Consider the following 16,491-nt stretch of genomic DNA (forward strand, 5'->3'; position numbering starts at 1 on the left):
TCAGCCCTTCTCCAGGAAGGCGGACGCCGTCGAGCGCTCAACCTCCTGCACAGCGGCAGCCAGGTCCGGTGCGCGGGACAGCCCGGCGTCCTCCGCGAGCAGCTCCTCGGCCGCCTCCCGCGCGCGCAGGATCGTCTTCTCGTCGCGCAGGACGCGCAGGCTGACCAGTCCGGAGCGCAGCCCGGACTGGCTGGCGCCGAGGACGTCGCCCTCACGACGCTGCTCGAGGTCGATCCTGCTCAGCTCGAAACCGTCGGTCGTCGAGGCGACGGCGTCGAGCCGATCGCGGGCGGGACTGGCGAGCTCGGCGTGCGTCACCAGGAGACACAGTCCGGGGAAGCCACCTCGGCCGACGCGACCGCGGAGCTGGTGGAGCTGGGACACCCCGAACCTGTCGGCGTCGAGCAGCACCATCGCGGTGGCGTTGTGGACGTCGACACCGACCTCGATCACCGTGGTGGAGACCAGCACGTCGACCTGGCCCGCAGCGAAGCTGCGCATGGTGCGGTCCTTCTCGTCGGACGGGAGGCGGCCGTGCAGCACAGCCACCCGGAGCCCGGACAGGGGTCCCTCCACGAGCATGGCGTGGACGTCCTCCACCGCCGCGAGGGGCCGCTGGGGCTTCATCTCGTGTCCTTCCTCGTCGAGGTCTGACTCGTCGAGCCCGCCCTCCTCGCGGGTGTCGCCGCTGATGCGCGGGCAGACGACGTAGACCTGGTGGCCCTTGGACACCTCCTCACGCACCCGCTCCCACACCCGACCGATCCACGTGGGCTGCTCGGCGAGCGGTACGACGTTGGTCTGGATCGGCGCGCGCCCCGCCGGCAGCTCGGTGAGCACCGAGGTCTCGAGGTCGCCGAAGACGGTCATCGCCACGGTGCGCGGGATCGGCGTCGCGGTCATCACGAGCACGTGGGGCGGGGAGCCCGCCTTGTCCGTGAGGGCCGCGCGCTGCTCCACGCCGAAGCGGTGCTGCTCGTCGACCACCACCAGGCCGAGGTCGGCGAACTCGACCTGTGTCTCCAGGATGGCGTGCGTGCCGATCACGATGCCGGCCTCTCCGGAGACGATCCGCAGCATCGCCTCCTGACGAGCCGCCTTGCCCATCGAGCCGGTCAGCAGGACGACCGACGTGCCCTCGTCGTCGCCACCCAGCATCCCGCCCTGCGCGAGGTCGCCGAGCATCGCCGTGATGGACCGGTGGTGCTGCTGGGCGAGCACCTCGGTAGGTGCGAGCAGGGCTGCCTGTCCCCCGGCATCGACGGTGTGGAGCATCGCGCGGAGAGCGACCAGGGTCTTGCCCGAGCCGACCTCGCCCTGCAGCAGGCGGTTCATCGGATGGGGCTGTGCGAGCTCACCCGCGATCACCTCTCCGATCTGGCGCTGGCCGGCCGTCAGCTCGAACGGCAGCCGGTCGTCGAACCGTGCCAGCAGCCCGTCGGGTCGCGGGGGGCGGGCCTGGGCACCGCGGGCACGCAGGACCGCCCGGCGGCGCGCCAGCACCAGCTGCAGGACGAGGGCCTCCTCGAAGCGGAACCGCTTCTGCGCGGCCCCGAGCTGGCTCCACTCGTCCGGTCCGTGGATCCACCGCAGCGCCTGCATCACCCCGACGAGGTCGTAACGCTCGCGCAGGTCGGGTGGGAACACGTCGGGGACATCGGTGACCAGGTCGAGGGTGGCGCGGATGACCTTCTGCAGGTCCCAGGAGTAGAGCTTGTGGGTGAGCGGGTAGACCGGGATCAGCCGGCTCATCGTGCTGGCGTCGTCGTCACCTCCCAAGGCCTGGCCGTGGGGTTGCTCCAGCTGCCAGGAGCCGTTGAAGAGCTTGGTCCTGCCGGTGAACACCCCCCTGGTCCCGACCGGGAACTCCGCCGCCAGCTTCTCGGCGTGGTTGGCGTAGGGACTGAAGAACGTGCAGGTGAACTCGGGCCCGTCCGTGCGCACGCGGATCTCTGTACGGAAGTTCTTCCGGTTGTTGCGGAAGAAGTCGGCGACCTTGACCGCCACCACGTCACCGACGACGGTGAGCTGCTCGCCCACCACCGGGTCGCCGACCTGCGAGAGCTCGGTCGAGGCGATGTAGCGGCGCGGGAAGTGGCGCAACAGGTCGCCGACGGTGCGCAGCCCGAGGCCGTCCTCCACCAGCTTGCGCTTCTGGTGCTGCCGGCCGAAGACCGCCGCGACGGGGCTCTCGGGAGTGATCGCCGCCATCTACTCCACGCTCACCAGCAACGGGTAGCGGTCCTGGCCACCGGAGTGCACCACCACGTCGACGTGGGCGTGGCGCTCCTCGACGTGGGCGGCGGTGGTCGCGGCCAGGTCGTCGCCACCCTCCCCGGCCACGATGGTCACCAGCTCGCCACCGCCGGCAAGAAGGCGATCCACGATCTCGTTCGCGACGTCGGAGAGGTCGGAGCCGACGAGGGCGAAGTCACCGGCGATGACCCCCAGCGCGTCGCCCGGCTCGCACGGCCCGGCCATCGTGATCGCCTGTCGGGCTGCCACGGTGACGGCGCCGTGGCGCACGTGCCGTGCCGTTGCCGTCATCTCGCGCACGTCCGCGTCGAAGGCCCGCCCCGGCTCGTGCACCGCCACGGCTGCCAGTCCCTGCACCTGGGCACGGGTGGGGATGACCTCGACCCGGACGTCGTGCTCGTGCTCGGCGGTGTGGGCCGCGATCTCGGCTGCTCTCACCGAGTCGGCGTCGTTGGGGAGGACCACGACCTCCGCCGCACCGCAGGCGCGGATCGCTTCGAGCAGGACGCCGGTGGACGGCCGCCTTCCGGGTCCACCGGGGACGACGACGGCTCCCACCGACTCGAACAGCGAGGTCAGTCCGGGACCGGCGGACACCGCGACGACCTTGCGGCCCGAGCGGGTCGAGCGGGTCGAGGCTCGGCGAGCCGCGGTGACCTGCTCGGCGAAGTGGGTCACCCGGATGCGGTGGGGCCGGCCGGCGGTGATGCCGGCCTCGACCGCGGCACCGACGTCGTCGACGTGGACGTGGACGTTCCACAGCCCCTCGCCGCCGACCACCACGAGGCTGTCTCCGAGCGCGGCGAGCGACTCGCGCAGAGGACCGATGGCGTCGGCGTCGGCGTCGAGGAGGTACATCACCTCGTAGGCCGGGCCGTCGGCGGTCAGGTCGTCGGTGGGGAGCGCGACCGGGATCTGGCGGGTGACCATGGACGCGGGCACCGGCCGCGGGCGGCGGCCCGTCGAGGTCTGCTCGGCAGCGTCGAGCACGACGCAGAGGCCGCGACCGCCGGCGTCGACGACGCCCGCCTGCGCGAGCACGGGGAGCTGCTCGGGAGTGCGCTCGAGAGCAGAGCGGGCGGCCGCGGCTGCGGCGGTGAAGACGTCCCCGGCGCGGGCGTCCGGGGTGGCAGCGGCCTCGGTGGCCGCGTCCGAGGCGGCGCGCGCCACCGTGAGGATGGTGCCCTCGACGGGCGAGCCGACCGCGGCGTAGCTCGCGTCGGTCGCCGCGGCCATGGCCGCCGCCACCACCTCGGCACGCCTCTCGCCCGCGGCTCCGACCTGGGCCACCCGCCCCAGGAACGCGCGCAGCATCTGGCTCAGGATGACCCCGGAGTTGCCGCGGGCCCCCAGCAGTGCGGCACGTGCGAGGAGGGTCATCCCCGCGGCCAGGTCGAGGTCCGCATCGGCTGCCAGCGCCTGGCGCAGCTCGTCACGGGCGGTCGAGACCGTGAGGAACATGTTCGTGCCGGTGTCGCCGTCGGGCACCGGGTAGACGTTGAGGGCGTCGATCTCCTCGCGGGCCGCCAGCAGGGCATCGGTGGCGACGTCGGCGAACCTGACCAGGGACTCCACCGTGATGCCGTGGTTGACCAGCTCCATCGCGTCGGTGTTCTCCCAGGAATCGGATCAGCTTGTGAGAATGCCAGGGTGTGGCGAGGCACAGGCTAGTGCCCGGTCCGGCGTCGGCTGCGATTTCATGCAGCGCGCGCCTCTCGGCTACTCTTGCGCGGTTGCCTTCGTGCTCGCCATCGGTTCACGACCGAGCGCGGGGCTCATCCTCAATCACCCTCGAACGGATCGGAGTGCACGGTGGCTGCCGTCTGCGACATCTGCGCCAAGAAGCCGGGCTTCGGAAACAACCGTCCCTGGTCCCGCAAGATCACGAAGCGTCGCTTCAACCCCAACATCCAGCGCGTCCGGGCCACCGTCAACGGCACGCCCAAGCGCCTCAACGTCTGCACCGGCTGCCTCAAGGCCGGCAAGGTCACCCGCTGACCTGACGTCTTCGTCGATGACCCCGCCGCGATCCGCGGCGGGGTCTTCGCATTTTGCTCCCGGGAGCAGGCGCGTCAGAAGTGGGTCCAGCCGGTGGAGCCGTCGTACGACGCCCCGTCGACCGTGACGCCCTCCCCCTCGGCGACGGCACCGATTACCTGCCAGCCCTCGGGGACCGAGCCGGTGCCGGGGAACGTGGCGAGCAGCGCGTGGTCGTCGCCGCCGGCCAGGATGAACTCCATCGGGTCCGCGCCCAGGGCGGCACCAACGGCGTGCAGCGGCTCGGGGACCTCGAACGCGTCACGACGCACGTCGATGGCCACGCCGCTGGCCACGGCGACGTGCCCCGCCTCAGCGAGCAGTCCGTCGGAGACGTCGATCAGTGCTGTGGCGCCCGCCTCCGCGGCTGCCTGGCCCTGGGCGTAGGGAGGCCGCGGACGTCGGTAGGCCTCCACGAGGACCCTCGGCGACCGGAAGCCGCGGCCGAGGACCGCCAGTCCCCCCGCGGCCCAGCCCTGGCGACCCGCCAGCGCCAGCACGTCACCGGGCTGGGCTCCCGAGCGCAGGACCGGGGCCTGCGTGCACCGGCCCAGGACGGTCACCGAGATCACGACCTGGTCGGCCCGTGTCAGGTCACCGCCCACGACCGTGGCCCCGACCTCGGCGCACTCCTGGGAGAAGCCGCGCGCGAAGTCGAGCGCCCAGGCGGCGGGGAGGTCGGCCGGGGCCGCCAGCCCGATCGTGAGGTGCGTCCCTCGCCCGCCCATGGCGTTGATGTCGGAGAGGTTCTGGGCGGCGGCGCGGTGGCCGACGTCCTCCGCGCTGGCCCAGTCCCGCCGGAAGTGGCGTCCCTCGACCATGAGGTCGGTCGAGACCACCACGTGCCCGTGGCGGATCCGCAGCACCGCGGCGTCGTCGCCCGGCCCGACCAGGACCTGGTCGTCGGTGCCGAACTGCTCGACCAGGGCGGCGATTAGTCCGAACTCGCCGACGTCGGCGAGGGTGGCGTCGGGAGGAAGGACCATGCGCCCATCCCACCAGATCGCCTGTTCCGGTAGGTTTGGCCGGGTCCGACCCACCCGCCGAGCTCGAGGAGTCCACGATGGTCGTCCAGGCCTACATCCTGATCCAGACCGACGTCGGCAAGGCCGCCGAGGTGGCCAGCGAGATCGCCCAGGTCAAGGGAGTCACCCTCGCCGAGGACGTGACCGGCCCCTACGACGTCATCGTCCGTGCCGAGGCCAAGAACGTCGACGAGCTCGGCAAGCTGGTCGTCTCCAAGGTGCAGAACCTCTCCGGGATCACCCGCACCCTGACCTGCCCCGTCGTCCACATCTGACCACCGGGACGGCCCGGCTCAGCGCAGGCCGGTGTCCCTCTGCAGCGCGAGCTGGATGAGGCGGTCGACCAGCTGGGGATAGGTCAGGCCGGCGGCCGCCCACAGCTGGGGGTACATCGAGGTCGGGGTGAACCCCGGCATCGTGTTGAGCTCGTTGATGACGACCGAGTCGTCAGGCATCAGAAAGAAGTCGACGCGGGCGAGCCCTTCGCAGGACACGGCCTCGAAGGCGCGCAGCGCCATGGCGCGCAGCCGTTCCTCCACGTCGGCAGGCAGGTCGGCGGGGATGTCGATCTCGGTGTGCTGGTCGGGGAGGTACTTCGCCTCGAAGTCGTAGAACTCGTGGTCGCCCCCGACGCGAAGCTCCCCGGGCCTGGACGTCTCCGGCGGACCCTCGAGCGACCCGAGGACGCCGCACTCGACCTCGCGGGCGCCCTCCATCGAGACCTCGACGAGGACCTTGGGGTCGTGGGCGAAGGCTTCCTCGAGGGCCCCCGCGACCTCGGAGGCGTCGTGGATCTTGCTGATCCCCATGCTGGAGCCCGCCCTTGAGGGCTTGGAGAAGGAGGGGTAGCCCAATGACTCCACCCGCGCGAGGACGTCGCCGCGATCGGCTTCCCACTCCCGACGCGTGACGACGATGCCCGGGGTCACCGGGAGACCCGCTGCAGCCAGGGCGATCTTCATGAACGCCTTGTCCATGCCCAGGGCCGAGGCGAGCACGCCTGCTCCGACGTAGCGGACGCCCGCCATCTCGAACATGCCCTGGATGGTGCCGTCCTCCCCCCACGGCCCGTGCAGGACCGGGAAGACCACGTCGACCTCGCCCAGCGTCTGCGGGGGTTGGCCGGGCTCGCTCACGACCAGGTCGGTGTGGGCCTCCTCGCGCATGAGCGAGATCGCGGCCCGCTCACCGTCGACCGCAGGCAGCGCCGACCCGTGCAGCGCCAGCCGAGAGGTGTCGCCGGACTCCAGGACCCACCGGCCGTCGGCGGCGATCCCCACCGGGACGACGTCGTAGACCTCGCGGTCGATGGCCCTCAGGACGCTGCCCGCGGTGATGCAGGAGATGGCGTGCTCGCTGGAACGGCCACCGAAGACGACGGCGACGCGGGGCTTGCGCTGGCCCGAGGCCATCAGCTGGGAGGAGTTCATCGTGCCCGACCCTATCCACCTACGCTGGCCGTCATGGAACCCAGCACGCAGCCCTCCTCGTTGCGCCCCAGCACCAGGGCCGTCCACGCAGGTCGGCCGGACCGCACACCCGACAGCCCGCTGAACGAGCCGATCACGATGGCCTCGACCTACGTCGCCGGCGGGACCACCGAGTACGGCCGCTACGGCAACCCCACGTGGACGGCGCTGGAGGAGGCGATCGGGTCCCTGGAGGGCGGCCGGTGCCTCACGTTCGCCTCCGGGCTGGCCGCGGTGTCGACCGTCCTGGACCTCGTGGGCGCCGGGCAGAAGGTCGTGGCACCGCGCCACTCCTACAACGGCACGGTGATGCAGCTGGCCGACCTCGAGTCGCGCGGCAGGATCGTCGCGGAGCTGGTCGACATCACCGACACCGACGCCGTGGTGTCGGCCTGTGCCGACGCAGCGCTCGTCTGGCTGGAGTCGCCCACCAACCCCGCCCTCGAGGTGGCCGACATCGCCACCATCACCGCTGCTGCCCAGGAGGCCGGTGCCTACGTCGTCGTCGACAACACCTTCGCCACCCCCCTGCTGCAGACTCCGTTCGACCACGACGTCGACATCGTCGTGCACTCCGCCACGAAGTTCCTGGCCGGTCACTCCGACGTGCTCATGGGTGCCGTGTGCACCAGGGACGACGAGCTGTACGACGTGCTCAAGAGTCGCCGCGACCTGCTCGGCGCGATCCCGGGGGCCTTCGAGGCATGGCTGACCCTCCGCGGGCTCCGCACGCTGCACCTGCGCGTCGAGAGGGCCCAGGCCAACGCCCAGGAGCTGGTCACCCGGCTGCGGGAGCACCCTGCGGTCGGTGAGGTCCGCTACCCCGGCTTCGGTGCCATCGTGAGCGTCGTACTGGCTCCCTCGGACACCAACCAGGGCGAGCTGGCCGCCGACCTGCTCACGCGCAAGACGTCGCTCTGGGTGCACGCCACGTCGCTGGGCGGGGTGGAGTCGACGTTCGAGCGTCGTCGGCGCTGGAAGACCGAGCCCGCCACCATCCCGGACGCACTCGTGCGGATGTCCGTCGGGATCGAGGACGTCGAGGACCTGTGGGACGACCTCCGCCAGGCGCTCGACGGGTGCGTGGGCTAGCTAGTCGCGCTCTGCCTTGGTGTCGCGCTTGATGAAGCTCTGCATCATGTCCTGCGCGGTCATCTTGCCGTCGACGACCGCGTCGACGGCAGCGGCGATGGGAGCGTCGACCCCGACACGGTCCGCGAGGGCGAGCAGCGACTTGCAGGACTTGGCACCCTCGGCGACCTGGCGCGTGGTGGCGTAGATCTCCTCGGTCGTCATGCCCTGGCCCAGCCGCTCACCGAAGGTGCGGTTGCGCGAGAGGGGCGAGGAGCACGTGGCGACGAGGTCGCCGAGTCCGGCGAGACCCATCAGGGTGAGCGGGTCGGCCCCCTGCGCGGTCGCGAGCCGGGCAGTCTCGGCGAGGCCGCGCGTGATCACCGAGGCGGTGGTGTTGTCACCGAAGCCGAGGCCTACCGCCATGCCGACCGCGAGGCCGATGACGTTCTTGTAGGCGCCGCCGATCTCGCAGCCGAGCACGTCGGTGGAGGTGTAGGGACGGAAGGCTGGGCCGTGGATCATCGCCTGGAGGCGCTTGGCCTGGTCCTCGTCGGTGCACGCCACCACGGAGGCGGCCGGCTCGCGTCGGGCGATCTCGTGGGCCAGGTTGGGACCACTGACCACCGCGATGCGGGAGGGGTCGGCACCGGTCACCTCGTGGATGACCTCGCTCATCCGCATCAGCGTGCCGAGCTCGACGCCCTTCATGAGCGACACCAGCGTGGTGTCGGGCCCGATGAGTGGCGCCCACTCGGTGAGGTTCTCCCGCAACGTCTGGGAGGGGACGGTGAGGATCGCGACGTCGGCACCGGACATGGCCTGCTCGGCGTCGGCCGTGGCCGAGATCGAGGTCGGGAGCTCCACCCCGGGCAGGTAGTCGGTGTTCTCCCGGCGGTCGTTGATCGTCTCGACGACGCTCTCGCGCCTGGCCCAGAGGCTGACGTCGTTGCCGGCGTCGGCCAGCACGAGCGAGAAGGCGGTGCCCCAGGACCCGGCACTGAACACGGCGACCTTGCTCACGGGTGCCTCCTCCGCTTCTTCGACCTCGACGCGCCCGGGTTGCCGATCTCGGTGACCCCGGCCTTCCTGGGGTCGAACCTATCGGTGGGCGCCTTCTCCCCGCGCAGGTCCTCCACGATGTCGGTGATGGCTCGCATGATGCGACGCGTCGCCTCCGCCGTGGTCGCGGTGGTGACGGGCTGGCCCAGCAGGTCGTCCAGGTCGACCGGGTCACCGACCTTCATGACGACCCTCTTGCGCGGGAACAGGTGGGGACGCGTCGAGTAGGGGTAGAGCACGTCCTGGGCTCCCCAGTGACCCACCGGGATCACCGGACACCCGGTGGCGAGCGCGATCCGGGCGGCGCCGGACTTGCCGGCCATGGGCCACAGGTCCGGGTCCCGGGTCAAGGTGCCCTCGGGGTAGACGATGATGCACTCGCCCTCGCGCACGGCTGTGACAGCGGCGTCGAAGGCACCGACGGCGTTGCGGCTGAGGCGCTCCACCGGGATCTGACCCAGCGCCCTCAGGAAGGCGCCGAGGAAGCGGTTCTTGAAGAGGCCGGACTTGGCGAGGTAGCGCGGCAGCCGGCCGTGGTCGTAGACCAGGTGGGCCGAGAGCATCGGGTCGATGTGGGAGACGTGGTTGAGCACCAGGATGCAGCCACCTGTGGCCGGGATCTTCTCCCCGTCGATCCAGGTGTGGGCGACCGCGGAGAGCAGCGTCGGACGCAGGATCGACTCTGCGACGACGAACGGCCACCCTCGCTTCCGCTCAAGCTTGCGGACCCGCACGCCGCCACTCCGATCTCTACGGCCCAAGCGGCCGGGACACACCCTGCGTCGCGAAGCAGGCTACTCGCTGGCACACTCCTTCGGGTGTCCACGACGCCCCGACACCATGTCGTGATCCTGCCGGTGAAGCCGCCAGCGATCGGCAAGTCGCGCCTGACCGGGCTGCCCGACGACGTACGACGCCGGCTCGCCGGCGCCTTCGCCCTCGACACCGCTCGAGCTGCGTTGATGACGCCGGGCGTCACCGCGGTGCTGGCCGTCACCGACGACTACCGCTTCGCCTCACAGCTCCGTGAACTGGGGTGCGAGGTGATCCCGGACGGTACGACGACCGACCTCAACGTCGTGCTGGTGCAGGCCGCGGCCGAAGCAGTGAGGCGTTGGGAAGGCGCGTGGCCGGTCGTGCTCTGCGCAGACCTGCCGACCTTGCGGTCCGAGGAGCTTGCCGACGTCCTCGACGCGCTGCCGCCCGACTCCCCCGGCTTCGTGCGGGACTCCTCGGGCACCGGCACCACCGTCTACGGCGCACCTGTGGGCCTGTTCGCTCCCTACTTCGGACCGGGCTCGGCTGGCGCGCACGTCGCGGCGGGCGCCCAGGAGGTCGTCGTACCAGCGCCCACAGTCCGGCACGACGTCGACGACGTCGAGGCTCTCAACGTCGCGCGTGAGCTCGGGCTGGGTCCTCACACGAGTGCGATCGACCTCGACTGACTGGCCCGGTGGTCGAGGAGGGCGGACGCCCTCCCTCGGTGATTGAGGAAGGAAGGCCCCTCCGGTGGTTGAGGAAGGGCGCCCCTTCGGTGGTTGAGGAGGAACGAAGTTTCGTCTCGAAACCCCGCACCCCTCGCTGGTTGAGGAAGGACGAAGTCCTGTCTCGAAACCCCTGTGGAATGGCGGTTCTCGGGCCTTCGACTGTCGGTGGCGACTGGTTGAGTATTCCCATGACCAGCACCGCACAAGACTCCGATCCCGAGGTCGTCGACCTCGCGGACGCGAGCGTGCGTGGCCTGCTGGAGCAGGCCGCCGAGTGCGAGGCCGTGATGCGCGAAGCGGCAGTGCACCAGCTGCGCATCGCCTACGAATGGGCTGTTGCGCACCCGGTCGTGGATGCGGCCGAGACTCCTCATGGGCCTGTCCTCCCTTCGGTCCTGGAAGCCCCAGAGACGTTGGGTGGTGCAGGGACGCCGGCGGTGGCGGCGTTCACCGCCGAGCCGCTCGCCGTCGCCTGCGGGATCGCACCCACTGCTGCGACGGCGTTGCTGGCTGATGCGCTGGACCTCCACCACCGGCTCCCGGTGCTCTGGGACCAGACCCAGGCCGGGCTGGTTGCGGTGTGGAAGGCGCGCCGGGTCGCCTTCCGGACCCGAGACCTGTCCCTGGACGCTGCCCTGTGGGTGGACCGGCAGACCGCCGGCAGGGTCGGTTCCCTCGGCCTCGGGGCACTGGACCGGCTGATCGCCGAGGCCGCGGCCCGGGTGGACGGCGAGCCCCTGGCCGAGAAGGAGAAGCGCCAGCGCAGCGAGTGGGACGTGAAGCTCAACCACCGCGACCCGAGTCAGGGCGGCGCCACCAGTGAGCTCCACGCGATCGGCGACACTCTCGACCTGACCCGGTTCCACGACATCGTGTGCGCCGAAGCAGAAGCACTCGGGTCCCTGGGTGACGACGACAGCTTTGAGGTCCGCAAGGCCAAGGCCCTCGGTGTCATCGCCGACGCGCAGGCCCGCCTCGACCTCACCAGCCTCCTCGACCAGGACACCAGCCCCGAGGACCAGACCCAGCTGCGGCGTCGCCTGATCGAGCGCCGCGACGCCAAGGTCCGCCTCTACCTCCACGCCTCCCTCGCCGACGTCGTCGCCGGCACGTCCGGCGCGGTCGGCACGGTCGAAGGGCTCGGCCCGGTCACCCTGGCCCAGATCAAGGACTGGGCCGGCCGCTCCCGCCTCACCATCCAGCCGGTCCTCCACGTCGCCACCGAGGACACCTGGTCCGTCGACCGCCACGACCCGCCCCCGCGGATGACCGAGCAGGTCGTCCTGCGCGACCCGACCTGCGTGTTCCCCTGGTGCTCACACCCCTCACGGCACGCCGACCTCGACCACATCGAGCCCTACGAGGACCCCGACGAAGGCGGACCACCGGGCCAGACGAGACCTGACAATCTCGCGCCGCTGTGTCGAAGACACCACCGCGCCAAGACAACAGGCCGCTGGAGCTACCAACGCACCGCACCCGGCACCTACCTCTGGACCGGACCCGCCGCCCTCACCGCCCTCGTCACCCCCACCGGCACCATCACCCTGCCCACGAGCTGAGGTCCGATCACACGGATGTCAGTTCGCCCTGCGACTGGCTGAGTTCCACTCGGCTGGAAGGTCGCGCGGTCATGGTGCGGGCATGCCTTACCCGAGTCAGACACATCTGCGATACGGCGCTCTCGCAGGTCGGGAAGACACTTGGTCCCGTGCCTAGGAGAACGAGCCAGGACATTCCCCGTTGCCCTCCCGGCCCAGCGCAGCGCACGCATCGCGACAGGTCCGGATGCCCGCGAAGCCCCCGGCGCGGTGGCTTCGCGGCGTCATACTCATGCGATGTCACCGCCACCTGTGCCCCACAACCCGGCTTGGCCTCGGCTGGTAGCCGTGGCATTCGCCGCTCAGGCGTCGGTGTCCGTTGTCGCATGGTTCCTGATCAACGACAGGTCACGCGCCCGTGGCATCTGGGTGACCAGTGACTTCATCGAATGGGCCACGCTGAGCGCGCTCTGGGCGGTGATGCTGGTCGTGTTCGCGGGATTGGCCCTACGCCGTTGGCTCGCGACTTCGGCGGTCGCCGCTGGGTGTTTTCTGGCGGGCATGTCGGGGCTGGCCGTCTTCGTCGCTTGGGCAGTGTTCAACTCGGCGTAGCCGCCGGGAGGCACCTCCCGACATCGGCAGATCAAGTAGCCGGCGTTCCGACACGGGCAGGACCAGCAGAAATGCCTCGAGGGCGAGCCCGCAGGCCCGCCCTCGAGGAAAGTGGTGCGTCAGGACTTCTTGGCGGTCTTCTTCGCCGGAGCCTTCTTGGCCGTGGTGGTCTTCTTGGCGGGAGTGGCCTTCTTCGCCGTGGTCTTCTTGGCCGGCGTCGACTTCTTGGCCGGGGTGGCCTTCTTCGCCGTGGTCTTCTTGGCCGGCGTCGTCTTCTTGGCAGCCGCGGTCTTGGCGGGAGCGGTCTTCTTGGCCGGGGTGGCCTTCTTCGCCGTGGTCTTCTTGGCCGGCGTGGCCTTCTTGGCAGCTGCCGTCTTTGCCGGCGTGGCCTTCTTGGCCGGGGTGGCCTTCTTCGTCGCCGCAGCCCGGGCCGGGGCGGACACCGCGGACGCGGCAGCGCGCACCTGGGCCGGAGGCTTGGGCATGTTGGCTGCCGTCAGCTTCTGGAGCTTCTTGGCGCCGGAGATGATGTCCTTGAACTCCTTGCCTGCGGAGAACTTCGGCACCGACTTCTTCTTGGACTTGATGCGCTCGCCGGTCTGCGGGTTGCGGACCCAGCGGGCGTTGCGCACCGCCTTCTCGAACGAACCGAAGCCGGTGATCGCCACCTTCTCACCCCGCGCGACTTCGCGGGTGATGGTGTCGAGCACCGAGTCGAGTGCGTGGGCCGCCTGCTTGCGGTTCCCCTCGTAACGCGCGGCGAGCGCGTCGATGAGCTGTGACTTGTTCACTAGCTTCCCTTCCAATGAACCCGGGTGCCGAGCCGATGCTCGACCTCATGGAGTGCACGCTAGGTATTCGCAAGGACCGCCACAATCACCAACCGCCCATTTTCCGGGGTTTTTTCGGGTGTCCGAAACGTCCATGGGACCACTGGTCGGCCTTGGAATGTCATAGAAATGGCGAGAACCCCCATGGAATGGGGGTTCTCGTCGAAGTTGGTGCTCAGAGAGTGGCTGGTTTCCAGCTCGGGCGACTTGCCTCGAATTTGGCGATCTCATCGGCGTGACCCAACGTGATGCCGATGTCGTCGAGCCCCTCGAGCAGACGCCAACGCGTGTAGTCGTCGATGTCGAAGGAGTCCTCGATTGCGTCAGGACCCTCACCAGCCTTGACCGTTCGGCTCTCCAGGTCGACGGTCACGGAGGCGCCCGGGAAGTCCTCGAGGTAGTCCCAGAGTCGCTGCACGACCTTCTCGTCGACCTGCGCGGCGACGAGACCGGCCTTGCCGGAGTTGCCGCGGAAGATGTCAGCGAACCTCGAGGAGATGACGGCCCGGAAGCCGTAGTTCTGCAGTGCCCAGACGGCGTGCTCGCGCGAGGAGCCGGTGCCGAAGTCGGGACCGGCGACGAGCACGGTGCCTGCGGCGTACTCGGGCTTGTTGAGCACGAAGTCCTCGTCGCCGCGCCAGGCTGCGAACAGCCCGTCCTCGAAACCGCTGCGGGTCACGCGCTTGAGGTAGACCGCCGGGATGATCTGGTCGGTGTCGACGTTGCTGCGTCGCAGTGGGACGCCGACGCCGGTGTGGGTGGTGAACTTGTCCATGAGGGCTCCTCGTCAGTCCAGGTCGGCGGGCGACGACAGGGTGCCGCGAACGGCGGTGGCGGCAGCCACGGGGATCGACACCAGGTGGGTGCGCCCACCCTTGCCCTGACGACCCTCGAAGTTGCGGTTGGAGGTCGACGCACTTCGCTCCTGGGGGGCGAGCTGGTCGGGGTTCATGCCCAGGCACATGGAGCAGCCGGCTCCTCGCCACTCTGCGCCGGCCTCGACGAAGATCTTGTCGAGGCCCTCCTCCTGGGCCTGGAGTCGCACGCGGACCGAGCCCGGCACGACGAGCAGGCGGGTGTTGTCGGCGACCTTGCGGCCCTCGAGGATCTGGGCTGCGAGGCGGAGGTCCTCGATGCGGCCGTTGGTGCAGGACCCGACGAAGACGGTGTCGATGGCGATCTCACGCATCGGGGTGCGGGCCTCGAGGCCCATGTACTCGAGGGCCTTCTCGGTGGCGATCTTGTCGGTCGGCTCGTCGAAGTCGTCGGGGCTGGGGACCTCGGCACTGAGCGGGACCCCCTGGCCGGGGTTGGTCCCCCACGTCACGAAGGGCGCCATGGTCGTCGCGTCGAGCACGATCTCCTTGTCGAAGACGGCGTCCTCGTCGGTGACCAGCGTCTTCCAGTGGGCGACCGCGGCGTCCCAGTCGGCTCCCTTGGGGGCCTCGGGCTTGCCCTCGATGTAGTCGAAGGTGGTCTGGTCGGGCGCGATCATGCCGGCCTTCGCACCCCACTCGATCGACATGTTGCAGACCGTCATGCGTCCTTCCATCGAGAGCTCCTCGATGGCCTGGCCGCGGTACTCCACGATGTAGCCCTGGCCACCGCCGGTCCCGGTGTGGGCGATGAGCGTGAGAACGAGGTCCTTGGCCGTGACCCCGGCAGGCAGCGAGCCGTTGACGGTCACCGACATGGTCTTGGGCTTGGCCTGGGTGAGCGTCTGCGTCGCCAGGACATGCTCGACCTCGGACGTGCCGATGCCGAAGGCGATCGCTCCGAAGGCGCCGTGCGTGGACGTGTGGCTGTCGCCGCAGACGATGGTCATGCCCGGCTGGGTCAGGCCCAGCTGAGGACCGACGACGTGCACGATGCCCTGCTCGACGTCACCGAGGGGGTGCAGGCGGACCCCGAACTCCGCGGCGTTCTTGCGCAGCGTCTCGACCTGCGTGCGGCTCACCGGATCCTTGATCGGCTTGTCCCAGTCGAGCGTCGGGACGTTGTGGTCCTCGGTCGCAAGGGTCAGGTCGGGCCTGCGGACCGCACGGTTGGCCAGCCGGAGCCCGTCGAAGGCCTGGGGCGAGGTCACCTCGTGCAGGAGGTGGAGGTCGATGAACAACAGGTCCGGCTCACCCGGTGCGGTGCGGACGACGTGCTCGTCCCACACCTTCTCGGCCAATGTCCTGGGGCTCGTTGCCATGCCGTGCGGCTCCTTCGTCGGCTACCGTGACGGGCCGGCGCTCCGGGTCTCGGAGCAGGTTCGACGCGTTGTCACGTGCTGTGTCTGTGTTCACCAAGAATAGGCCTTGCATCCCATGATCTGAGATGGGAATATCGCAATATGGACAACGGATCTGGGGTAGGGGTACTCGACAAGGCCGCCTTGGTGCTGGCCGCGCTCGAGGCCGGACCCGCCACGCTGGCAGGTCTGGTGGCGGGAACGGGCCTCGCGCGACCGACGGCCCACCGGCTGGCAGTGGCGCTCGAGCACCACCGCCTCGTCTCGCGAGACATGCAGGGCCGTTTCGTGCTGGGGCCACGGCTCTCCGAGCTCTCCGCCGCCGCCGGCGAGGACCGGCTCCTCGCGGCGGCCGGCCCCGTGCTCGCGCGGCTGCGCGACATCACCGGCGAGTCCGCCCAGCTGTGGCGCCGGCAGGGCGAGCACCGTGTGTGCGTCGCCGCTGCCGAGCGTCCCTCGGGCCTGCGCGACACGATCCCGGTCGGATCACAGCTCACCATGCGCGCCGGGTCGGCCGCCCAGGTGCTGCTCGCGTGGGAAGACCCCGACCGCATGCACCGAGGCCTCCAGAACGCCGCGTTCTCAGCGACCGCGCTGTCGGGGATCAGGCGCCGCGGCTGGGCCCAGTCAGTCGGTGAGCGCGAGCAGGGCGTCGCCTCCGTCTCCGCCCCGGTGCGCTCCCCCGGCGGCAAGATCATCGCCGCCGTCTCGGTCTCCGGCCCGCTCGAGCGGCTCTCCCGCCAGCCCGGTCGCATGCACGCTCCGGCCGTCCTGGCCGCTGCCGAGAGACTCTCGGAGTCGCTGCGCCGCGCTGCGGCCGAATAGCGCGGCTGAGTACGACGACGGATGCCACGCCGCCACCTGC

General features: G+C 70.3%; 16 protein-coding genes. 7 read left to right on the forward strand and 9 right to left on the reverse strand.

Annotated features, from left to right (window positions below; translation table 11 throughout):
• Positions 1 to 2,211, reverse strand: a complete 2,211-nt coding sequence (locus tag EXE58_RS01040) for an ATP-dependent DNA helicase RecG (RefSeq protein WP_135266169.1) — start codon at positions 2,209 to 2,211, stop codon at positions 1 to 3.
• Entirely contained in the window at positions 2,212 to 3,858 is a 1,647-nt protein-coding gene (locus EXE58_RS01045; protein WP_135266170.1) for a DAK2 domain-containing protein, read from the reverse strand.
• A 210-nt stretch (positions 3,859 to 4,068) separates the two neighbouring features.
• On the opposite strand from EXE58_RS01045, the gene rpmB reads away from it, so the two are divergent.
• On the forward strand, positions 4,069 to 4,254 hold the full coding sequence (gene rpmB, locus EXE58_RS01050) for a 50S ribosomal protein L28 (RefSeq protein ID WP_129473193.1): 186 nt from the start codon (positions 4,069 to 4,071) through the stop codon (positions 4,252 to 4,254).
• A gap of 74 nt (positions 4,255 to 4,328) precedes the next feature.
• Here the strand turns inward: rpmB and EXE58_RS01055 are convergent, their stop codons facing one another.
• Positions 4,329 to 5,279 carry a thiamine-phosphate kinase gene (locus tag EXE58_RS01055; RefSeq protein ID WP_135266171.1) on the reverse strand — a complete coding sequence of 317 codons (951 nt, stop codon included), beginning with the start codon at positions 5,277 to 5,279 and terminating at the stop codon, positions 4,329 to 4,331.
• A gap of 77 nt (positions 5,280 to 5,356) precedes the next feature.
• Between EXE58_RS01055 and EXE58_RS01060 the strand changes: the two genes are divergently transcribed.
• The gene (locus EXE58_RS01060; RefSeq protein WP_135266172.1) at positions 5,357 to 5,593 is read left to right on the forward strand and encodes an Lrp/AsnC family transcriptional regulator; all 237 of its coding nucleotides are present in this window, start codon (positions 5,357 to 5,359) and stop codon (positions 5,591 to 5,593) included.
• A gap of 18 nt (positions 5,594 to 5,611) precedes the next feature.
• Here EXE58_RS01060 and EXE58_RS01065 read toward each other — a convergent pair whose 3' ends face one another.
• Positions 5,612 to 6,748, reverse strand: a complete 1,137-nt coding sequence (locus EXE58_RS01065; RefSeq protein ID WP_279638254.1) for a D-alanine--D-alanine ligase family protein — start codon at positions 6,746 to 6,748, stop codon at positions 5,612 to 5,614.
• Between the two features lie 33 nt (positions 6,749 to 6,781).
• Here EXE58_RS01065 and EXE58_RS01070 point away from each other — a divergent pair, with 33 nt between their 5' ends.
• On the forward strand, positions 6,782 to 7,879 hold the full coding sequence (locus EXE58_RS01070) for a trans-sulfuration enzyme family protein (RefSeq protein WP_135266173.1): 1,098 nt from the start codon (positions 6,782 to 6,784) through the stop codon (positions 7,877 to 7,879).
• Here the strand turns inward: EXE58_RS01070 and EXE58_RS01075 are convergent, their stop codons facing one another.
• A complete protein-coding gene (locus EXE58_RS01075; protein ID WP_135266174.1) occupies positions 7,880 to 8,881 on the reverse strand; it encodes an NAD(P)H-dependent glycerol-3-phosphate dehydrogenase in 1,002 nt (333 codons plus the stop codon).
• A complete protein-coding gene (locus EXE58_RS01080; protein ID WP_135266175.1) occupies positions 8,878 to 9,654 on the reverse strand; it encodes a lysophospholipid acyltransferase family protein in 777 nt (258 codons plus the stop codon). The genes EXE58_RS01075 and EXE58_RS01080 overlap by 4 nt, the downstream gene beginning before the upstream one ends.
• Before the next feature lie 84 nt (positions 9,655 to 9,738).
• Between EXE58_RS01080 and EXE58_RS01085 the strand changes: the two genes are divergently transcribed.
• The 3 genes from EXE58_RS01085 to EXE58_RS01095 all read left to right on the forward strand — a co-directional run bounded on the left by EXE58_RS01085 (position 9,739) and on the right by EXE58_RS01095 (position 12,560).
• Positions 9,739 to 10,365, forward strand: a complete 627-nt coding sequence (locus EXE58_RS01085) for a CofC family guanylyltransferase (protein ID WP_135266176.1) — start codon at positions 9,739 to 9,741, stop codon at positions 10,363 to 10,365.
• A 230-nt stretch (positions 10,366 to 10,595) separates the two neighbouring features.
• Positions 10,596 to 11,969 carry an HNH endonuclease signature motif containing protein gene (locus EXE58_RS19890; protein ID WP_135266177.1) on the forward strand — a complete coding sequence of 458 codons (1,374 nt, stop codon included), beginning with the start codon at positions 10,596 to 10,598 and terminating at the stop codon, positions 11,967 to 11,969.
• 327 nt (positions 11,970 to 12,296) lie between these two features.
• Positions 12,297 to 12,560, forward strand: coding sequence for a hypothetical protein (locus tag EXE58_RS01095; protein ID WP_135266178.1), 264 nt, complete (start codon positions 12,297 to 12,299; stop codon positions 12,558 to 12,560).
• 119 nt (positions 12,561 to 12,679) lie between these two features.
• On the opposite strand, the gene EXE58_RS01100 is transcribed toward EXE58_RS01095, so the two are convergent.
• From EXE58_RS01100 to leuC, 3 genes are all read right to left on the reverse strand, one after another.
• The gene (locus tag EXE58_RS01100) at positions 12,680 to 13,351 is read right to left on the reverse strand and encodes an HU family DNA-binding protein (RefSeq protein WP_135266179.1); all 672 of its coding nucleotides are present in this window, start codon (positions 13,349 to 13,351) and stop codon (positions 12,680 to 12,682) included.
• 214 nt (positions 13,352 to 13,565) lie between these two features.
• Positions 13,566 to 14,165 (reverse strand): 3-isopropylmalate dehydratase small subunit, encoded by a 600-nt coding sequence (gene leuD / locus EXE58_RS01105; RefSeq protein WP_135266180.1) that lies wholly within the window; start codon positions 14,163 to 14,165, stop codon positions 13,566 to 13,568.
• A 12-nt stretch (positions 14,166 to 14,177) separates the two neighbouring features.
• On the reverse strand, positions 14,178 to 15,587 hold the full coding sequence (gene leuC / locus EXE58_RS01110; RefSeq protein WP_135266181.1) for a 3-isopropylmalate dehydratase large subunit: 1,410 nt from the start codon (positions 15,585 to 15,587) through the stop codon (positions 14,178 to 14,180).
• Positions 15,588 to 15,728: 141 nt separating this feature from the next.
• On the opposite strand from leuC, the gene EXE58_RS01115 reads away from it, so the two are divergent.
• Positions 15,729 to 16,451: an IclR family transcriptional regulator gene (locus tag EXE58_RS01115; RefSeq protein WP_135266182.1), complete on the forward strand. Its 723-nt coding sequence runs from the start codon at positions 15,729 to 15,731 to the stop codon at positions 16,449 to 16,451.
• The last annotated feature ends 40 nt before the right edge of the window (positions 16,452 to 16,491 follow it).

This window comes from Nocardioides seonyuensis (assembly GCF_004683965.1).
GTDB lineage: Bacteria > Actinomycetota > Actinomycetes > Propionibacteriales > Nocardioidaceae > Nocardioides > Nocardioides seonyuensis.

Coding starts and splice junctions, on each gene's coding strand:
- EXE58_RS19890 (WP_135266177.1), top strand. CDS start 10,596: ATGACCAGCACCGCACAAGACTCCGATCCCGAGGTCGTCGACCTCGCG.
- leuC (WP_135266181.1), bottom strand. CDS start 15,587: ATGGCAACGAGCCCCAGGACATTGGCCGAGAAGGTGTGGGACGAGCAC.
- EXE58_RS01060 (WP_135266172.1), top strand. CDS start 5,357: ATGGTCGTCCAGGCCTACATCCTGATCCAGACCGACGTCGGCAAGGCC.
- EXE58_RS01070 (WP_135266173.1), top strand. CDS start 6,782: ATGGAACCCAGCACGCAGCCCTCCTCGTTGCGCCCCAGCACCAGGGCC.
- EXE58_RS01065 (WP_279638254.1), bottom strand. CDS start 6,748: ATGAACTCCTCCCAGCTGATGGCCTCGGGCCAGCGCAAGCCCCGCGTC.
- EXE58_RS01040 (WP_135266169.1), bottom strand. CDS start 2,211: ATGGCGGCGATCACTCCCGAGAGCCCCGTCGCGGCGGTCTTCGGCCGG.
- EXE58_RS01045 (WP_135266170.1), bottom strand. CDS start 3,858: ATGGAGCTGGTCAACCACGGCATCACGGTGGAGTCCCTGGTCAGGTTC.
- EXE58_RS01055 (WP_135266171.1), bottom strand. CDS start 5,279: ATGGTCCTTCCTCCCGACGCCACCCTCGCCGACGTCGGCGAGTTCGGA.
- leuD (WP_135266180.1), bottom strand. CDS start 14,165: ATGGACAAGTTCACCACCCACACCGGCGTCGGCGTCCCACTGCGACGC.
- EXE58_RS01115 (WP_135266182.1), top strand. CDS start 15,729: ATGGACAACGGATCTGGGGTAGGGGTACTCGACAAGGCCGCCTTGGTG.